This window comes from Pseudoxanthomonas mexicana (assembly GCF_014397415.1).
Classification (GTDB): domain Bacteria; phylum Pseudomonadota; class Gammaproteobacteria; order Xanthomonadales; family Xanthomonadaceae; genus Pseudoxanthomonas_A; species Pseudoxanthomonas_A mexicana.
Map to the genome: position 1 here is coordinate 2,953,705 of NZ_CP060731.1, position 17,041 is coordinate 2,970,745.

Consider the following 17,041-nt stretch of genomic DNA (forward strand, 5'->3'; position numbering starts at 1 on the left):
GCTGGAACGCGGTGTCGCCGTCAGTACGGGATGACGTCGACCACATCGCCTTCGGCATAGTCATGCACGCCTTCCGGCAGCACGATCAGGGCATTGCTGTCGGCGGCCGCCCGCAGCTGGTGGGACGCGTCGGCGGCATTCGGCAGCACGCGCAGGCCGCCACGGCCATCGGGCATCAGCTCGCCGCGCAGGAATTCCAGACGGGCGTGCCCCTTGCGCCAGGCAGCGCCCAGATGCGCCTGCCAGGCAGGTCGCGGGTCGTCACGCCCCTGCAGGCCGTCCAACAGCGCACGACCGAGCGTGAGCAGCGTGGCCAGCGTCGATACCGGGTTGCCGGGCAGGCAGAGGAACAGCGCACGGTCCCACTCACCGAAAAGGACCGGCATGCCCGGTTTCATGCGCACCTTCCAGAACGCGATGCGGCCGTGGGCGCCCAGCAAACCGGGAAGATGGTCCTTCTGACCCGCCGACACGCCCCCGCTGGTGATGACCACATCGAACGCCGAAGCGGCGTCGGCAAGCATGACCTGCATGCGCTCGGGTTCGTCCGGCAGCGTGGGCCACGCGGTCGGCTCCAGGCCCTCGGTGCGCAGCAGGCCCATCAGCAGGTCGCGGTTGCTGTTATAGACCTGCCCGGGCCGCAGCGGCAGACCGGGTTCCACCAGTTCGTCGCCGGTGGTGAACACGGCCACCGTGGGGCGCCGTGCCACCGGCAGCGTCGCCAGGCCCAGGGCTGCGGCCAGTCCGATCCGCGCGGGGGTCAGCACCTGGCCCTTGCGCATCACCTCGGTACCTGCGGTCACGTCCTCGCCGATACGCCGCACATCCGCGCCAGGCCGCACGCCTGCCGGCACTTCGATGCCACCGTCTATTTCGATGATGTCTTCACGGATGGCGACCGTGTCGGTGCCCTCGGGCAAGGGCGCGCCCGTCGTGAGGCGGACGCATTCGCCGGGCCCGACGCGCAGCCCCTGGGCCACACCCGCATACTGCTGTCCCACCAGCCGCAGGCGCGTCGGACCTTCGGAAGCGAGGCTCGCATGCGCGAACGCCACGCCGTCCATCCGGCTGTTGTCGAACGACGGCAGGTCGATCGGCGCGCGAACCGCATCGGCCAGCACGCGGCCGCCGGCACGGTTGAGGGCGAGAGACTCGCTACCCAGGGGGCGCGACCGCGCCGCGTCCCGGATCAGCGCGATGGCTTCATCGACGGCGATGCGGGTGGGGTACGCGCTCACTTGCGCTTGACGTGCCGGATCAGGCGGCGCTTCTTGGCGATCTGCTTCTCGGTCAACACGTTCTTCTTGCCTTCGTAGGGGTTGGCACCTTCGCGGAAGATGAACCGAACCGGCGTGCCGACCAGCTTGAAGCGTTTGCGGAAGAAGTTCTCCAGATAGCGCTTGTACGACTCCGGCAGCACCTTCAGGCGGGTGCCATGCACGATGAAGGTCGGCGGATTGGCGCCGCCCGGGTGTACGTAGCGCAACTTGGAGACGTGGCCGCGGATGCTCGGCGGCGGGTTGGTCTCGTACGCGATTTCCAGCGCCTTGTTGACCTCGCTGGTGCCGAACTCCTTCGTCGCCGAGGCATGCGCGCGATGGATCGCCTTGAACAGTTCGCGAAGGCCCGAGCCATGCAGGGCCGAAATCCGCACGGCCTCGGCCCACTCGACGAATCCGAGTTTGCGCGCCAGCAGCGCTTCGGCCTGCTCGCGCTGGTAGGCGGTCAGCCCGTCCCACTTGTTGATCGCCACCACCAGCGCACGGCCGGCGTCCAGCACGGCGCCGAGCACGGTCGCATCCTGGTCGGTAACGCCTTCGGTGGCATCCAGCAGCAGCACGGCGACCTGGCACTGCTCGATCGCCTGCAGTGTCTTGACCACGCTGAACTTCTCGACCGCCTCCTCCACCTTGCCTTTGCGGCGCAAGCCGGCGGTGTCGATCAGGCGATACTGGCGACCGTCGCGCTCCATGTCGACCGCGATGGAATCGCGCGTGGTGCCCGGCACTTCGGAGGCGATCATGCGTTCTTCGCCGAGCAGGCGATTCACCAGCGTGGATTTACCCACGTTGGGACGGCCGACGAAAGCCACGCGCATGCGGGCGGGATCTTCGTCCAGCGCCTCGCTCGCGCCTTCCTCCGGCAGGCGCGCGTGTACCTCGGACAACAGGTCATCGATGCCCTGGCGATGCGAGGCCGAGATGGTCGTGACGTCCGAGAATCCGTAGCGGGCGAAGTCCGCCAGCGCCGTGGATTCGTTGATGCCGTCGATCTTGTTGATCACCAGCAGGGTCGGACGCGCGGTCTTGCGCAACCAGGCGAGGATTTCATCGTCCAGCGCGGAAGGCCCTTCGCGTCCGTCCACGATGAACAGCACAAGGTCCGCTTCTTCCGCGGCGGCGCGTGCCTGGCGCGCGGTGGCGCCTGCCAGGCCCTCTTCCTCGCCGGCGATACCGCCCGTGTCCACGACCAGGAACGGAGCGTCCGCATCCAGGCGGCATACGCCGTAGTTGCGGTCGCGGGTGACACCGGGCTGGTCGTGCACCAGGGCATCACGACTGCGGGTCAGCGCATTGAACAGGGTGGACTTGCCGACATTGGGGCGGCCCACCAGGGCGACGAGGGGCAACATGCAGGGGGCGACCGAAGGATGGGAAGGAAGCCGGATGCGCGCCGCTGCGCACGTGGCACGGCCGCTCCGGTCTGTAAACGGGCCGACATGGTATCGGAATACGCCCCCGTCCGCGAAAAAGGGCCGCATGGCGGCCCTTCGGGGTAACGGCGCGGGAGCGGCACAGCCGCTCCCGTCGCAGGCTCACTTGAAGCCGAATGCGGTCAGCCCGCCCTCCACGTCCTGCACCAGCAGGATGCCGTCGGCCACGACCGGCTTGCCGCGCACGGCCTTGCCGCCGACGCGCGCGCGCGCCACCACCTCGCCGTTATCCGTCTTCATCCAGTGCAGGTAGCCGTCGTAGTCGCCCACCACGGCATAGTCTCCATGGACCGTGGGTGCGGTCAGCGAGCGGCGTGCCAGCGTCGTGTTCGACCACAGCGCACCACCGCTGTACTTGTCCAGCGCCCACACGGTACCCGAGGGGTCGGACACCAGCACCGCGCCGCTGGTCACCGCCAGCCCGCCGGCGCCGCCATTGTCGCGCGTCCACAGGGGGCGCCCGGAGGGACCCTCGATGGCCACGGTCTCCTTCTTGAAGCTGGTGGCGTACACCGTGGTGCCTTCCAGTACCGGCGCACCATCGACGTCGGCCATGCGCTCCAGTTCGCTGCGGCCTTCGGGCGTGCCGACGGCCTGGGTCCACATCTCGCGTCCGTCATTGGCGGACAGCGCGGTCAGGGTACCGTCGTCGCTGCCCACGAACAGGACGCCGGGACCGACCAGCACGGGCGCATTGCCGCGCACGGTCAGGCTGGGCAGTTCGTTGGTCCAGAACCAGCGGCGCTCGCCGGTGGCGTTGCTGAACGCGGTGACGCGCCCATCGTTGCTGCGCACGAAGACGTTCTCGGGGCCCACCGCCGGCGCCGCGACGACCTCGTTGGGCACCTTGGCCTGCCATTTCTCCGCGCCGGTGGTCGCATCCAGGGCCACCACCTGGCCATCGAGCGTACCCACCACCACCAGTCCCTGCCCGGCACCGGGGCCACCGGAGAAGCGGAGATCGGACTTGTACTGCCAGACCTGCTTGCCCGTCTGCAGATCGAAGGCGCGCACCCCGCCCTCGACCGCCGCCGCGTACACGCGCCCGCCATCGACGACGGGCGTCTGTTGCAGGCCTAGGCGCCCCTCGCCCTTGCCTGCGTTGGCGCTCCAGAGCTTGGCCACCGACACCGTCGGCGTGATGTCGATCAGTTCGGCAGGCTCGGTCGGCTTCTCGTCCGCCTTCTTGCCGCCGAACCACCCCTTGATCGTGCTGCAGCCGCCCAGTGCCCCTACCAGCAAGGCGGCCACCAGGACGCGGGACGCCACGGGATGGGCGCGCATCATGCCGCACCCCCGGTCTTGGGCGGCGTGCCGCCGGCGTGGATCAGCTTCAGCTCGACCAGCCGGCGCTGCGGCGACACCGCATCCAGCGTGGTGAGCGCACGCGTGTAGGCCTCCTGGGCCTCCTTCGCCTTGCCAGTGGCAAGCAGCGCATCGCCGCGCACTTCAAGGCTGGACGCATCGTCGGCCGCGTCGAGCAGTTTCAGGGCTTCGTCGTGCTTGCCGGCATCGATAAGCAGGCGCGCCAGGCGCAGGTTGATCAGCGGACGCAACGCGTCGTCAGGCGTCAGAGCGCGCAAGGTGGCGATGGCAGCGTCACGCTCGCCCGCCTCGACCTGCGCCTTGGCCAGCTGGAGGCCTGCGGTATCGGCATACAGGGCATCATTCTTTGACAGCGCATCCACCGCCGCCTTCGCCTGCTTAAGGTCGCCCTTGGCCAGTCCCTCTACGGCCATCTGGTACTCCTGGTAGGCCTGTTCCTTCTTGCCGGCCTGGTCCTTCTGCCACCACTGCCAGCCGAGGATCACCGCCAGACCCAGGGCCACGCCGCCCAGCAGGCCGGCACCGTTGTTCCTCAGCCAGCTGCGGACACGTTCGCTTTGTTCGTGCTCGTCGAGCAGATCGTCAATCGCCATGCGCTCTCTTGCCCCGTCTCGGCAGGGTCTTGGTCTAGGTGGACAGACCCGCGCGCGGGTCAGTCACCGACCGGCGCTAGGGAACCCTCAGAGGATACCGTAAAGCGCGCAACGTTCGCTCGCTGGTACGGCGCCAGGTCCACCGTACTACCCGCTTGCTGAACCTCGACCGCCGTCGCATCGCCCAACTTGATGCGACCGACTTCACCGGCCGCATAACGGCGCTCATCGCCTGCGCGCAGCAGCGCGTGCTCGACCTTGCGACCGTCGGGCGCATCGACCTCGACCCAGCTGTCGCCCTTGAACGACAGCGACAACCAAGGCGTCGTCGCCCGCGGGACGGGCGCCATCGATGCCACGTAGGGCGCCGCAGGCGCACGACCGGAGGGGCGCGCCGAAGTCGAACCCTGCTGTGCCGGCATCGACGCGTCGGGCACGACGTCGAGCGATGCCATCGCGGGCTCGGGGGCCGGGTCCGCGGAAGAGCGCAGCGCCATCCATACCGGCGTGGCGATCACCAGCGTCAGGACGACATAGACCGCGCGACGCTTGAAGCTTTCGAAGACGTACTGCAACCGCGGCGTATGGCTGTGGCTGACCAGCACCGCAGGTGGTGCCACCACCGCTTCCGATTGCGCCAGGAACGGCTCCACGTCGAGCTTGAGGAGCCGCCCATAGCTGCGCAGCTGCCCGCGAACGAATACCGCGCCGCCGGACTGGTCCCACTGCCCGGCCTCGAGCGCCTGCAGCACCCTGACCGGCATCTTCAGCCGCTGGCTGACGTCCTGCAACGACAGGCCGGACTGCTCACGCGCCGACCGCAGCGCCTCACCGCACCCCTGCGGCGGCGACATGCCCCCACCTACCGAATCCATCATGGCCCTGCATTTCCCCCGATTGTGACGTCCCGCGCGTCAGGGAACTCCGCCCGAATGCGCTGAACATATCGACTGGCAGCGGCCTTGTCGCCGAGTCTTTCCTCGATCTGTGATGCGAGTTTCAACACTGCGACGGAGGCGGGTCCCGCCGCCAGCCTCCGTTCGATGAAAGCGCGCGCCGGCAGGTACTGCTGACGGCGGAACTCCAGCTCGGCCATGGCGCCCAATGCGGTCGCGTTGGACGGATCGCGCGACAGCGCCTGTCGCAGGTCGCGTTCGGCACGCTCCAGCTGTCCGGTACCCAGGGCACAGTTGCCGGCATTGGCCTGCGCCACCGCCGGCGTACCGTAGCCAGGCGCCTGCATCGCCCGGTCGAACCAGACCAGGGATTCGGCCTGGAAGCCATTGGCGCACAGCCAGGTGCCGTAATTGTTCTGCATCGCGCCCTGGGCGGGCGCCAGCTCCGCCGCCCGGCGGTAGTGCTGCCCGGCCTGCTCGGACTGTCCACGACGGTCGGCGACGACGGCCAACAGGGTTTCCGCATCCGCCGAATCCGGCGCCAGCTTCAGGGCCGCGCGCGCCTCCTTCTCCGCCGTCTCCAGATCGCCGGCCTGCAGCCGCTGTACCGAGCGGGACACCATCATCTGCACGGACTGGCGCCGCTTCACTTCGGGACTGTCCTTGACGGAATAGTCCTGTGCAATCTGCTCGCCGTCCTTGCGCTCCATCTTGGGGCGGACGAAGGTCAAACGGCTGCAGGCGGTCGCCAGCAGGAGGGGAACCAGCAGCAGGCAGAGCGCCTTATGCCGCATCGTCGATGCCCTGTTCCTGCAGTTGCCGGCGGAACTCGGCCTGACGGCGGGTGCGGTCCATCACCTGCCCCTTCAGCTGACCGCAGGCGGCATCGATGTCGTCGCCCCGGGTGCGGCGGACCATCGTCAGCACATGAGCGTCGAGCAGCAGCTTCTGGAAGGCGCGGATGTCCTCTTCCGGCGCCCGCTCGTAGCGTGTGCCGGGGAACGGGTTGAACGGAATCAGGTTGACCTTGCCGGCGTCCTTCAGTTGCGCGGCATTGCTGAATTTGCGCATCAGCTGGGCGAGCTGCCGCGCGTGTTCGGGCTGGTCGTTGACGCCCTTCATCAGCGTGTATTCGAACGTCACCGAATCGCGCTTCTTGTTCGCGCGCAGGTAGCGCACGCACGAGGCCATCAATTCGGCGATCGGATACTTCCTGTTGAGCGGCACCAGCTGTTCGCGCAGCGCATCGTTGGGCGCATGCAGCGAGACGGCCAGCGACACGTCGGTCTCGGTGGACAGGCGATCGATCATCGGCACCAGGCCGGACGTGGACAACGTGACGCGCTTGCTGGCCAGGCCGTAGCCAAGATCGTCGCGCATGATGTTCATCGCGCGCACGACGTTGTCGAAATTCAACAGCGGCTCGCCCATGCCCATCATCACCACGTTGGTGAGGCGGCGGTTCTGCGCGGGCACGTTGCCCAAATGGCGCGCCGTCACCCAGACCTGGCCGATGATCTCGGCGGTGGTCAGGTTGCGGTTGAAGCCCTGCGTGGCGGTCGAGCAGAACGTGCAGTTGAGGCCACAGCCCACCTGCGACGACACGCACAGCGTCCCGCGGCTCTTGTCGGGGATATAGACGGTTTCGACGGCATTCTTGCCGTCCACGCCCATGCCGAGCAGCCACTTGTGGGTGCCATCGGCGGAGGGCTTGTCGAACACCACCTGCGGCACGACGACTTCGGCATGTTCCTGCAGCTTGGCGCGCAGGTTCTTGCCCAGATCGGTCATCTGGTCGAAATCGGTGACGTAGCGGTGGTGGATCCACTTCATCACCTGGTGGGCGCGGAACTTCTGTTCGCCCAGTTTCTCAATGAAGAAATGTTCCAGACCCTCGCGGTCCAGGTCCATCAGGTTCTGCTTCGCAGACACGGGCGCGCCGACGGCCACGGACGGAGCGTCCGTGGCCAGCTTCAATTCGATCGGCGGCAGTTCGTGGCTGCTCATCACGCGATCATTCAGCGCGAGAACACTTCGGTGGCGGCGAAGAAGTACGCGATCTCGGTGTTCGCGTTCTCGACCGAATCCGAACCGTGCGCAGCGTTGGCGTCGATGGAATCGGCGAAGTCGGCGCGGATCGTGCCCGGCGCGGCATCCTTCGGATTGGTGGCGCCGAGGATCTCGCGATGCTTCAGCACGGCGTTCTCGCCTTCCAGCACCTGGATCGCGACCGGGCCGGAGATCATGAATTCGACCAGCGCGTTGAAGAACGGACGCTCGCGGTGGACGGCGTAGAAGCCTTCCGCTTCACGACGCGACAGATGCTTCATCTTCGAGGCGACGATCTTCAGGCCGTTCTTTTCGAAACGGGCATAGATTTCACCGATGACGTTCTTGGCGACGGCATCGGGCTTGACGATCGACAGGGTGCGCTCCAGCGCCATGGGGATTTTCTCCGTTGGGCGGGCCACTGAAGACCCGAGGTTAACATGAAAAACCCGCGTCGAAACGCGGGCTTAGACCAGAAAGCGTAGCGAGATTCTAAAGCATCCGGCGCCGCAGTGCAGCAGGATTTCACCGAATGCTGCTCTGCAGCATGACAGCGCCCGCGGGCCGGCGGAGAATCAATCAAACAAGCGTTTGATTCAGTCCCGGAGGGGCCATGGGCAACACCACGCATTTCTCCACCAAGGAGCGCATCCTGGGGGCTGCCGAAGAGCTGTTCGCCCAGCACGGGTTCGCAGGCACGTCGCTGCGCCAGGTCACCAGCCGGGCGGATGTGAACATCGCCGCCGTCAACTACCACTTCGGCAGCAAGGAAAACCTGGTCAACGAGGTGTTCCGCCGGCGCATGGACGACATGACCGCTGCCCGCCTGTCCCTGCTCGAGAAGGCGCTGGCTCAGCGCCCGGGGCAGTTGGAGCCGATCCTGGCCGCCTTCGTCGAGCCCGCCCTCGCCCTGGCCCAGGACCGCCACGGTGGCGGTGCCTTCGTCCGGGTCATCGCCCGCGCCTACGCCGAGAAGAACGACGGGCTACGCAAGTTCCTGTCCGACCACTACGGGCACGTGCTGCGCGAGTTCGGCAAGGCCATTGCCGGCTGCGTGCCGGGCCTGAGCAAGGAGGAGCTCTACTGGCGGCTGGACTTCTTCTCCGGCGCCCTGACCTATGCCATGGCCGACTTCGGTCTGATCAAGCGGCCCCCGGGTGTCACGGAGGCGGCGCACCGTGAGCGTGCCGCCCGTGAACTGATCCGCTTCGCCGAGGCCGGCCTGCGTGCCGACCATGTCTGAAACCCCTGTCATCCAAGGAAATTCCATGTCCAATCCATTGCTTGTACGCAAGGCGGCCGTGCTGGGCGCCGGTGTGATGGGCGCGCAGATCGCGGCGCACCTGACCAACGCCGGTGTCGATACGGTGCTGTTCGATCTGCCCGCCAAAGAGGGGCATCCGGATGGCATCGTGCACAAGGCCATCGCCAATCTGGCCAAGCTCAGCCCTGCTCCGCTGGCCAGCAAGTCGCTGGCCGAAGCGATCACGCCGGCCAACTACGAGACGGGGCTTGAGCACCTGAGGGACTGCGATCTGATCATCGAGGCCATCGCGGAAAGGATGGACTGGAAGCAGGACCTGTACCGGAAGATCGCCCCCTACGTCGCTCCGCATGCGGTGCTGGCCAGTAACACTTCTGGATTGGGAATCAATAAGTTGGCTGAGGTTCTTCCTGAAGAACTTCGGCATCGCTTCTCCGGCGTGCACTTCTTCAACCCGCCGCGCTACATGCACCTGGCCGAGCTGATCCCGGCCAAGTCAACCGATGCCTCGGTGCTCGAGGGCCTGGAGACCTTCCTGACCACCACGCTCGGCAAGGGCGTGGTGTACGCGAAGGACACGCCCAACTTCATCGGCAACCGCATCGGCGTGTTCTCGATCCTGGCCACGGCCCACCACACCGGCGAGTTCAAGCTGGGCTTCGACGAGGTGGATGCGATCACCGGCCCGCTCATCGGCCGGCCGAAGTCCGCCACCTACCGCACCTCCGACGTCGTCGGCCTGGACACCATGGCCCACGTCATCAAGACCATGGCCGACACCCTGCCGGACGATCCGTGGCATGCCTACTTCGCGTCCCCGAAGTGGCTGGAAGCCCTGATCGCCAAGGGTGCGCTGGGCCAGAAGACCGGTGCCGGCATCTTCCGCAAGGTCGGCAAGGACATCGTGGTCCTCGACCTGGAGAAGCAGGACTACCGCGCGTCCGACCGCACCGCGGCGCCCGAGGTGGTCGAGATCCTGAAGATCAGGAACCCGGCCGAGAAGTTCGCCAGGCTGCGCGAGAGCCAGCACCCGCAGGCCCAGTTCCTGTGGGCGGTGTTCCGCGACCTGTTCCACTACAGCGCCTACCACCTGGCCGACATCGCCGAGACCGCGCGCGACGTCGACCTGGCCATCCGCTGGGGCTACGGCTGGTCGCTGGGTCCGTTCGAGACCTGGCAGGCGGCCGGCTGGAAGCAGGTGGCACAGTGGATCGCCGACGACATCGTCGCCGGCAAGGCCATGAGCAGCGCGCCGCTGCCCAACTGGGTGTTCGATGGCCGCGAGGGCGTGCACGGCACCGAGGGCAGCTACAGCCCGGCGAAGAACGCCAAGCTGCCGCGCTCCGGTCTGCCGGTGTACCAGCGCCAGCGCTTCCCGGATCCGCTGCTGGGTGAGGCGTTCCCGCAGGGCGAGACCGTGTTCGAGAACGACGGCGTCCGCCTGTGGACCGACGGCGACGGGATCGGCGTGGTCAGCTTCAAGACCAAGATGCACACCGTCTCCGACGCCGTGCTGGACGGCCTGCAGGAAGCCATCGCCATCGCCGAGCGGAAGTTCAAGGGCCTGGTGATCTGGCAACCGAAGGAGCCGTTCTCCGCGGGTGCCGATCTCGCCGGTGCGCTGGGCGCGCTGCAGGCCGGCAGGATCGCCGAGTTCGAGGCGATGGTGGCCAACTTCCAGGCCACTAGCCAGCGCATCAAGTACGCGCTGGTCCCCGTTGTGGCGGCCGTGCGCGGCCTGGCTTTGGGCGGCGGCTGCGAGTTCCAGATGCACAGCGCGCGCACCATCGCACACCTGGAAAGCTACATCGGTCTGGTCGAAGCGGGCGTGGGCCTGCTGCCGGCCGGCGGCGGCCTGAAGGAAATCGCGGTACGCGCCTCGCAGGCGGCTGGTCCCGGCGGCGACGTGTTCGCCGAACTGAAGAAGACCTTCGAAACGGTCGCGATGGCCAAGGTCTCGGCCTCCGCGGTCGAGGCCAAGGAACTCGGCCTGATGCGCGCGGGCGACAAGGTCGCCTTCAATGCCTATGAACTGCTGCACATCGCCAAGCAGGAAGCCCTGGCGCTGGCCGAGACCGGCTACCGCCCGCCCCTGCCCGCGCGCCGCATCCAGGTGGCCGGCGACGTGGGCATCGCCACCTTCAAGATGATGCTGGTGAACATGCTGGAAGGCCGCTTCATCAGCCCCTACGACTACGAGATCGCCGTGCGCATCGCCACCGTGCTGTGCGGTGGCGAAGTGGACCGCGGCGCGGTGGTCGACGAGGGGTGGCTGCTGAAGCTGGAGCGCAAGCACTTCGTCGAACTGGCACAGCAGGAAAAGACCCAGGCCCGCATCGCGCACATGCTGAAGACCGGCAAGCCGCTGCGTAACTAAGCGACGGACAAGGACACATCGAAATGAGCAAGCAGATCCAAGAAGCCTACATCGTCGCCGCCACCCGCACGCCGGTAGGCAAGGCCCCAAAGGGCGTGTTCCGCAACACCCGCCCGGACGACATGCTGGCGCACGTGCTGAAGTCGGTCGTGGCGCAAGCCCCCGGCATCGACGTCAGCCGCATCGACGACGCCATCATCGGCTGCGCGATGCCGGAGGCCGAGCAAGGCATGAACGTGGCGCGCATCGGCCTGTTGTTGGCCGGCCTGCCGAACACGATCGCTGCGCAGACCATCAACCGCTTCTGCTCGTCCGGCCTGCAGGCCGTGGCGATGGCGGCGGACCAGATCCGCCTGGGCCATGCCGACCTGATGCTGGCCGGCGGCACCGAATCGATGTCGATGGTGCCGATGATGGGCAACAAGATCGCCATGGCGCCCAGCGTGTTCGACAACGATCACGTGGCCATCGCCTACGGCATGGGCATCACCGCCGAGAAGGTCGCCGAGGAATGGAAGGTCTCGCGCGAGGACCAGGACGCCTTCGCCGTCGCCTCGCACCAGAAGGCCCTGGCCGCCCAGGCGGCGGGCGAGTTCCGCGACGAGATCAGCCCCTACGAAGTCATCTCGCGCCAGCCCGACCTGGCCGGTAACACGGTGCGCCTGAAGAAGCTGCTGGTCGAACAGGACGAAGGCCCGCGCGCCGATACGTCGCTGGAGGGCCTGGCCAAGCTGCGTACCGTATTCCGCAATCCGCAGTTCGGCGGCACCGTGACTGCGGGCACCTCGTCGCAGATGAGCGACGGCGCGGCCGGCGTGCTGCTGGCCTCGGAGCAGGCCATCAAGGATTACGGCCTGACCCCGCTGGCCCGTTTCGTCAGCTTCTCGGTCGCCGGCGTGCGCCCGGAAGTGATGGGCATCGGCCCAATCGCGGCGATCCCGAAGGCGCTGAAGCAGGCCGGCCTGACCAAGGATCAGCTGGACTGGATCGAACTCAACGAAGCCTTCGCCGCCCAGGCGCTGGCCGTGATCCGCGACAGCGAACTGGATCCCTCGAAGATCAACCCGCTGGGCGGCGCCATCGCGCTCGGTCACCCGCTGGGTGCCACGGGTGCGATCCGTACCGCGACGATCGTGCACGGCATGCGTCGTCACCAGAAGAAGTACGGCATGGTGACCATGTGCATCGGCACCGGCATGGGCGCGGCCGGCATCTTCGAATCGCTGTAAGCCTCAGCGATCACCCGACAGGAATGGCGCCGCAAGGCGCCATTTCTTTTGGTTACTTGGATGGCGTTACGCCATGCGTGCGCCGTCGGGTACGGGACGTTCCACGGCCGTCACCACCACACCGTCATCGGTGTGGAATCCGGTCAGCAGGAATTCCGAAATGAACGGCCCTACCTGCTTCGGAGGGAAATTGAGGACGCCCACGATCTGCCGTCCCACCAGATCCTCCGGCGCATACAGCGCGCGGATCTGGGCACTGGTCTTCTTCACGCCATGAGGGCCGAAGTCGACCCACAGCTTCCACGCGGGTCTGCGTGCTTCCGGAAACGGCTCAACCCGCAGCACCGTCCCGGCGCACAGCTGGACGCGCGTGAAATCCTCCCAACCGATCACCTGCACACTCTCCGTCACGCACCCTCCCTTCTTCCCTTCCGCGCCTTCCACGCATCCTTGGCCTCCGCCCACCAGTAGCTCACCTGCGCGCCCAGGAAGCCGGCAGGCTTCATCGCGGACACCAGGCCGTAGGGGGCGAACTCGCGCCATCGCCGATCGCCTTGCGCGATGGCGGAGGCGATGACTTCGCCCGCGAACGTCGTGGGCGCGACGCCATGCCCACCGAACGCCTGCGCCACCCACAAGCCCGGCTCCACCTGGCCGATCTGCGGCATCTCGTGGCGGGCATAGCTCATCAGCCCGGACCAGGCATGGTCGATGCGCACGCCCTCCAGTTGCGGAAACACCTTCAACATGTCGCCGTACAGCAGGCGCTCGACCGACCGAGGCGAGCGATCCAGGACCGAAATCCGCCCGCCCCACAGCAGACGGGAGTCAGGCAAAGGCCGGTAGTAGTCGAAGGCGAAGCGCGTGTCGTAGATGGCCGCGCGCGTGCGCAGCGCCGTGTCCATCCGCGCCCCCAGCGGCTCGGTGACCATCACGTAGGTGGCGATCGGCAATACCCCCGCGTCGACACGGCGATGCAGGCGCGCCAGGTAGCCGCCGCATGCCAGTACGACCTCGCGCGCGTCGACGCGGCCGGACGGCGTGGTGACCCGCCAGCCTCCCTCCCGCCGCTGCAGCGATACCGCAGGCGAATCGCCGAACAGGGATACGCCCTGCCGCGATGCTGCCTGGACCAGGCCGTGGGCGTACTTGAGCGGATGGAAGTGGAAAGCTCGTGGCTCGAACAGCGCGTCGTGATATCGCGGAGTGATTATCCGTTGACGCAACTCGTCGCGCTCGACCCAGTGCCAGTCCTGCGCGAAGACATCGGCCAGCAACGCCTGGCGTTGCCGCAGCAGGTCGCGGTCGTCGAACCAGTTCGCCCAGAGGATCCCGGCCTGGGTGTCGTCGCAGGCGATGCCATACTGCGCGATGCGCCTGCGGATCAGTTCCACCGCTTCCACGGTGCCGGCGTACAGGGCGCGCGCGCGTTCGCGCCCCAGATCACGCAGCAGAGCCGCTTCGCCGCGGGAGAAGCCACCGAACACGAAACCGCCATTGCGGCCGGAAGCACCGAATGCGGGCTGCTCCGCTTCCAGCAGCACGACATCGCGGTGTCCCCGCTCGGCCAGGCCCAGCGCCGTGTTCAGACCCGCGAAGCCTCCACCCACCACGCAGACATCCGCGTCCAGGGCCGTATGCAACGTGGGGAGCGCGGGCGCGCTACCGGCGGTGTCGGCGTAATAGTGGCGGTTGGACATGGGCACGCGCCGATTCTGCGGGAAGCGGGCCACCCTTCACCAGGGCGTGTCGCGCCGCAGGCTTTTGGAGAGAGTCAGCCCAGTTCCCGGACGCCCAGTTCGTTCAGTGCACTCTGCATCATGCTGCGTGCTGCGTCGCTGAGCGCTTCGTGGTCCAGCGCGTAACGGATGGTGGCTTCGATCAGTCCGATGTGCGTGCCACAGTCGAAGCGGGTGCCCTGGAACCGGTACGCGTGCACCGGCTTCTCGCGCAACAGGGCCGCGATGGCATCCGTCAGCTGGATTTCGCCGCCGGCGCCCGGCGCCGTACTTTCCAGCAGCGCGAAGATGCGCGCGTCCAGCACGTAGCGCCCCACGACCGCCAGCGTGCTGGGGGCGACCTCCGGCTTGGGCTTTTCCACGATGGCACCGATGCGTCCTTCGCGTCCTGAGAAGGCGTCCGTCGCCACGATGCCGTAACTGCCGGTCTGTTCGCGCGGCACGTCCTGCACGGCGATCACGCTGGCGCCGCTGGACTCGGCCGCATCCGCCATCTGCTTGAGGGCGCCCGGCCCGCGGTTCCAGATCAGGTCGTCGGGCAGCAGCACCGCGAAAGGCTCGTCGCCGACGATGGCCTTGGCGCACAGCACCGCATGCCCAAGCCCCAGGGCTTCGGCCTGGGTGACGAAGACGGCACGAACGTGTGAGGGCAGCACGTTGCGGACGAGTTCCAGCTGTTCGACCTTGCCCGAGCGCTCCAGCTTCTGTTCCAGCTCGTACGCCTTGTCGAAGTAGTCCGCCACCGCATGCTTGTAGCGGTTGGTGACGAAGATGAGCGTATCGCAACCTGCCTCGACCGCTTCATCCACCGCGTACTGGATCAGCGGCCGGTCGATGATCGGCAGCATCTCCTTGGGAACGGTCTTCGTTGCGGGCAGGAAGCGGGTGCCGAGTCCCGCCACGGGGAACACGGCCTTGCGGATGCGGGGCGAAGTCATCGGGTCCTGCGGGCGTCTCGACCGGGGAAGACCACGATGTTAGCCGATGCTTCGTTCTGTTCGTTCGACATCGGCGTGAACTCCGGCACGGCGATCCTCAGAACTTCGGCCAGTTCGGCGGTGTCGTATCGGGCATGCGCCGCCCGCAGGCGCTGCAGGGCCAGATCGATGAACTCGCTCGAGACCTCACGCGCGATCGCCTTCATGATCTTGGAGTGCGAGGTGGGTTGGTAGCGCTCGTCGGCGTGGAACAGCGTCTCATGCAGCTTTTCGCCGGGGCGCAGGCCCGTGTAGACGATGGCGATGTCGCGCCCCGGCTGCTTGCCGGCCAGGCGGATCATCTGCTCGGCCAGCAGCCGGATCGGTACCGGATCGCCCATGTCCAGCGTATAGATCGAGGCGTGCGCCGCGCCCGAGGCGGCCTGCAGGATGAGCTGGCAGGCCTCCGGGATGGTCATGAAATAGCGGGTGACGTCGGGATCGGTCACGGTGACCGGCCCGCCCTTGCGGATCTGTTCGCGGAACAGCGGCACCACGCTGCCGGCCGAATCGAGGACATTGCCGAACCGCACGGTGACGTAGCGCGTGCCGGAACGGGCATCGTCGAGCGACTGGCAGGCCATCTCGGCCAGGCGCTTGGTGGCCCCCAGCACGTTGACCGGATCCACCGCCTTGTCCGTCGAGATCAGCACGAAGGTGGCAACGCCCGCTTCGCGGCAGGCGCGCGCCACCGCCTCGGTCGCCAGCACGTTGTTGCCCACGGCTTCGCGCAGATGGCCTTCCAGCAAGGGGACCTGCTTGTAGGCGGCGGCGTGGAACACGGCGTCCGGCTCGGCGACCGCCAGCGCGTGGGCGATGACGGCGGGGTCGCCGCAATTGCCTAGCACCGGCAGGACTTCCAGGTCGGGGAAGGCGCGCCGCAGGTCGCCCTGGATGGTGATCAGGGCCAATTCGTCGATTTCTACCAGCGCGATCCGCTGGGCGCCATGCCGCGCGCACTGCCGGCAGAGTTCCGATCCGATCGACCCGCCCGCGCCGGTCACCATGACGGTACGCCCCCCCAGCCAGCCGCGGATGAGTTTCCAGTCCGGCGTCACCGATTTGCGACCCAGCAGGTCTTCGATCGCGACCTCCTTGAGGTCGCCCGGCATGGACTGCCCTTCCAGCACGTTGATCAGTCGGGGCACCATGCGGAACGGCAAGCCTGTGCTCTCGCAGATCGCCACCACCCGCTGCATGGCGGGCGCTTCCAGCGAGGGCATGGCGATGACGAGCATCCGCGCCGCGGTTTCGCGCGCGACGGCGGCTGCGCTCTCCAATCCACCCAGCACGGGAATGCCCTGCAGCTTGGAGCCATGCAGACGCACTGCATCATCGAGGAAGGCAACCGGATGGTAGACGCCGGTGCGGCGCAACTCGCGAACCAGGGCTTCGCCTGCACGCCCTGCGCCAAGGATCAATACGCGCGAGGCCGTTTCATTGATGCGCTGCGCCTGGCTGTCCTTCCATGCACGATAGACCAGGCGTGGCAAACCAAGGAAACCGACCAGTGCGAACGGATAGAAGCCGAGCACGATGCGCGGCGTGGAGCCGAAGCGGTTATAGAAGAACAGACCCAGCACCACACCCAGGAACCCGAGGGCGCAAGCCTTCACAATGTTCCATAGGTCCGGCAGGCTGGCGAAGCGCCACAAGCCGCGGTAGAGCCCCATCCACCAGAACACCACACCCTGCGCCAGCAGAACGATCGCGATCTCGTTGGACCACAGGGGAAACTCCGGGGCGGGCGCCAGCATGGCGTAGCGCAACCGGTGCAGGACCTGCCAGCAGATCCACACCATGGCCAGATCGTGGGCCGCGACGAGGACGCGTGGCATCAAACCGCTCAATCGATCCCGCCAGGATTCCATCAGCTCC

Annotated in this window: 15 protein-coding genes; 3 read left to right on the forward strand and 12 right to left on the reverse strand. The window is 67.1% G+C overall.

The features are described 5' to 3' along the window. Window positions 1–20 precede the first annotated feature (20 nt). The 8 genes from IAE60_RS13835 to ndk form a co-directional block, all read right to left on the reverse strand. Entirely contained in the window at window positions 21–1,238 is a 1,218-nt protein-coding gene (locus IAE60_RS13835) for a molybdopterin molybdotransferase MoeA (protein ID WP_187572706.1), read from the reverse strand. Next, entirely contained in the window at window positions 1,235–2,632 is a 1,398-nt protein-coding gene (gene der / locus IAE60_RS13840; RefSeq protein WP_185896257.1) for a ribosome biogenesis GTPase Der, read from the reverse strand. Before der ends, IAE60_RS13835 begins: the two co-directional genes overlap by 4 nt. A gap of 183 nt (window positions 2,633–2,815) precedes the next feature. Then, window positions 2,816–3,997, reverse strand: coding sequence for an outer membrane protein assembly factor BamB (gene bamB, locus IAE60_RS13845; protein WP_185897000.1), 1,182 nt, complete (start codon window positions 3,995–3,997; stop codon window positions 2,816–2,818). Continuing rightward, window positions 3,997–4,632: a YfgM family protein gene (locus tag IAE60_RS13850; RefSeq protein WP_187572707.1), complete on the reverse strand. Its 636-nt coding sequence runs from the start codon at window positions 4,630–4,632 to the stop codon at window positions 3,997–3,999. Before IAE60_RS13850 ends, bamB begins: the two co-directional genes overlap by 1 nt. Window positions 4,633–4,691: 59 nt before the next feature. Then, on the reverse strand, window positions 4,692–5,486 hold the full coding sequence (locus IAE60_RS13855; protein ID WP_244966582.1) for a helix-turn-helix domain-containing protein: 795 nt from the start codon (window positions 5,484–5,486) through the stop codon (window positions 4,692–4,694). 20 nt (window positions 5,487–5,506) lie between these two features. After that, entirely contained in the window at window positions 5,507–6,322 is an 816-nt protein-coding gene (gene pilW, locus IAE60_RS13860) for a type IV pilus biogenesis/stability protein PilW (RefSeq protein WP_187572708.1), read from the reverse strand. After that, a complete protein-coding gene (gene rlmN / locus IAE60_RS13865) occupies window positions 6,312–7,439 on the reverse strand; it encodes a dual-specificity RNA methyltransferase RlmN (RefSeq protein WP_244966729.1) in 1,128 nt (375 codons plus the stop codon). Before rlmN ends, pilW begins: the two co-directional genes overlap by 11 nt. A gap of 107 nt (window positions 7,440–7,546) precedes the next feature. After that, entirely contained in the window at window positions 7,547–7,972 is a 426-nt protein-coding gene (gene ndk / locus IAE60_RS13870; RefSeq protein WP_162110370.1) for a nucleoside-diphosphate kinase, read from the reverse strand. Window positions 7,973–8,190: 218 nt separating this feature from the next. Between ndk and IAE60_RS13875 the strand changes: the two genes are divergently transcribed. The 3 genes from IAE60_RS13875 to IAE60_RS13885 are packed head-to-tail and all read left to right on the forward strand — an operon-like array spanning window position 8,191 to window position 12,447. Further along, window positions 8,191–8,820, forward strand: coding sequence for a TetR/AcrR family transcriptional regulator (locus tag IAE60_RS13875; RefSeq protein ID WP_185896262.1), 630 nt, complete (start codon window positions 8,191–8,193; stop codon window positions 8,818–8,820). A gap of 25 nt (window positions 8,821–8,845) precedes the next feature. Next, window positions 8,846–11,218 carry a 3-hydroxyacyl-CoA dehydrogenase/enoyl-CoA hydratase family protein gene (locus IAE60_RS13880; RefSeq protein WP_187572710.1) on the forward strand — a complete coding sequence of 791 codons (2,373 nt, stop codon included), beginning with the start codon at window positions 8,846–8,848 and terminating at the stop codon, window positions 11,216–11,218. Between the two features lie 23 nt (window positions 11,219–11,241). Further along, a complete protein-coding gene (locus tag IAE60_RS13885) occupies window positions 11,242–12,447 on the forward strand; it encodes an acetyl-CoA C-acyltransferase (RefSeq protein ID WP_187572711.1) in 1,206 nt (401 codons plus the stop codon). A gap of 66 nt (window positions 12,448–12,513) precedes the next feature. Here the strand turns inward: IAE60_RS13885 and IAE60_RS13890 are convergent, their stop codons facing one another. The 4 genes from IAE60_RS13890 to IAE60_RS13905 all read right to left on the reverse strand — a co-directional run bounded on the left by IAE60_RS13890 (window position 12,514) and on the right by IAE60_RS13905 (window position 17,034). Beyond that, window positions 12,514–12,858, reverse strand: coding sequence for a tRNA-binding protein (locus IAE60_RS13890; protein WP_343203197.1), 345 nt, complete (start codon window positions 12,856–12,858; stop codon window positions 12,514–12,516). Then, the gene (locus IAE60_RS13895) at window positions 12,855–14,147 is read right to left on the reverse strand and encodes an NAD(P)/FAD-dependent oxidoreductase (RefSeq protein ID WP_187572712.1); all 1,293 of its coding nucleotides are present in this window, start codon (window positions 14,145–14,147) and stop codon (window positions 12,855–12,857) included. Before IAE60_RS13895 ends, IAE60_RS13890 begins: the two co-directional genes overlap by 4 nt. A 74-nt stretch (window positions 14,148–14,221) precedes the next feature. Continuing rightward, complete coding sequence (gene galU / locus IAE60_RS13900; RefSeq protein ID WP_187572713.1) at window positions 14,222–15,124, reverse strand: UTP--glucose-1-phosphate uridylyltransferase GalU; 903 nt, start codon at window positions 15,122–15,124, stop codon at window positions 14,222–14,224. Continuing rightward, entirely contained in the window at window positions 15,121–17,034 is a 1,914-nt protein-coding gene (locus tag IAE60_RS13905) for a nucleoside-diphosphate sugar epimerase/dehydratase (protein ID WP_187572714.1), read from the reverse strand. Before IAE60_RS13905 ends, galU begins: the two co-directional genes overlap by 4 nt. Window positions 17,035–17,041: the final 7 nt, after the last annotated feature.

Excerpts from the sequence above, each read along its gene's own strand:
- der (WP_185896257.1), bottom strand. The coding sequence starts at position 2,632 with ATGTTGCCCCTCGTCGCCCTGGTGGGCCGCCCCAATGTCGGCAAGTCC.
- bamB (WP_185897000.1), bottom strand. The coding sequence starts at position 3,997 with ATGCGCGCCCATCCCGTGGCGTCCCGCGTCCTGGTGGCCGCCTTGCTG.
- IAE60_RS13850 (WP_187572707.1), bottom strand. The coding sequence starts at position 4,632 with ATGGCGATTGACGATCTGCTCGACGAGCACGAACAAAGCGAACGTGTC.
- IAE60_RS13855 (WP_244966582.1), bottom strand. The coding sequence starts at position 5,486 with ATGTCGCCGCCGCAGGGGTGCGGTGAGGCGCTGCGGTCGGCGCGTGAG.
- pilW (WP_187572708.1), bottom strand. The coding sequence starts at position 6,322 with ATGCGGCATAAGGCGCTCTGCCTGCTGCTGGTTCCCCTCCTGCTGGCG.
- rlmN (WP_244966729.1), bottom strand. The coding sequence starts at position 7,439 with ATGGACCTGGACCGCGAGGGTCTGGAACATTTCTTCATTGAGAAACTG.
- ndk (WP_162110370.1), bottom strand. The coding sequence starts at position 7,972 with ATGGCGCTGGAGCGCACCCTGTCGATCGTCAAGCCCGATGCCGTCGCC.
- IAE60_RS13875 (WP_185896262.1), top strand. The coding sequence starts at position 8,191 with ATGGGCAACACCACGCATTTCTCCACCAAGGAGCGCATCCTGGGGGCT.
- IAE60_RS13880 (WP_187572710.1), top strand. The coding sequence starts at position 8,846 with ATGTCCAATCCATTGCTTGTACGCAAGGCGGCCGTGCTGGGCGCCGGT.
- IAE60_RS13885 (WP_187572711.1), top strand. The coding sequence starts at position 11,242 with ATGAGCAAGCAGATCCAAGAAGCCTACATCGTCGCCGCCACCCGCACG.
- IAE60_RS13895 (WP_187572712.1), bottom strand. The coding sequence starts at position 14,147 with ATGTCCAACCGCCACTATTACGCCGACACCGCCGGTAGCGCGCCCGCG.
- galU (WP_187572713.1), bottom strand. The coding sequence starts at position 15,124 with ATGACTTCGCCCCGCATCCGCAAGGCCGTGTTCCCCGTGGCGGGACTC.
- IAE60_RS13905 (WP_187572714.1), bottom strand. The coding sequence starts at position 17,034 with ATGGAATCCTGGCGGGATCGATTGAGCGGTTTGATGCCACGCGTCCTC.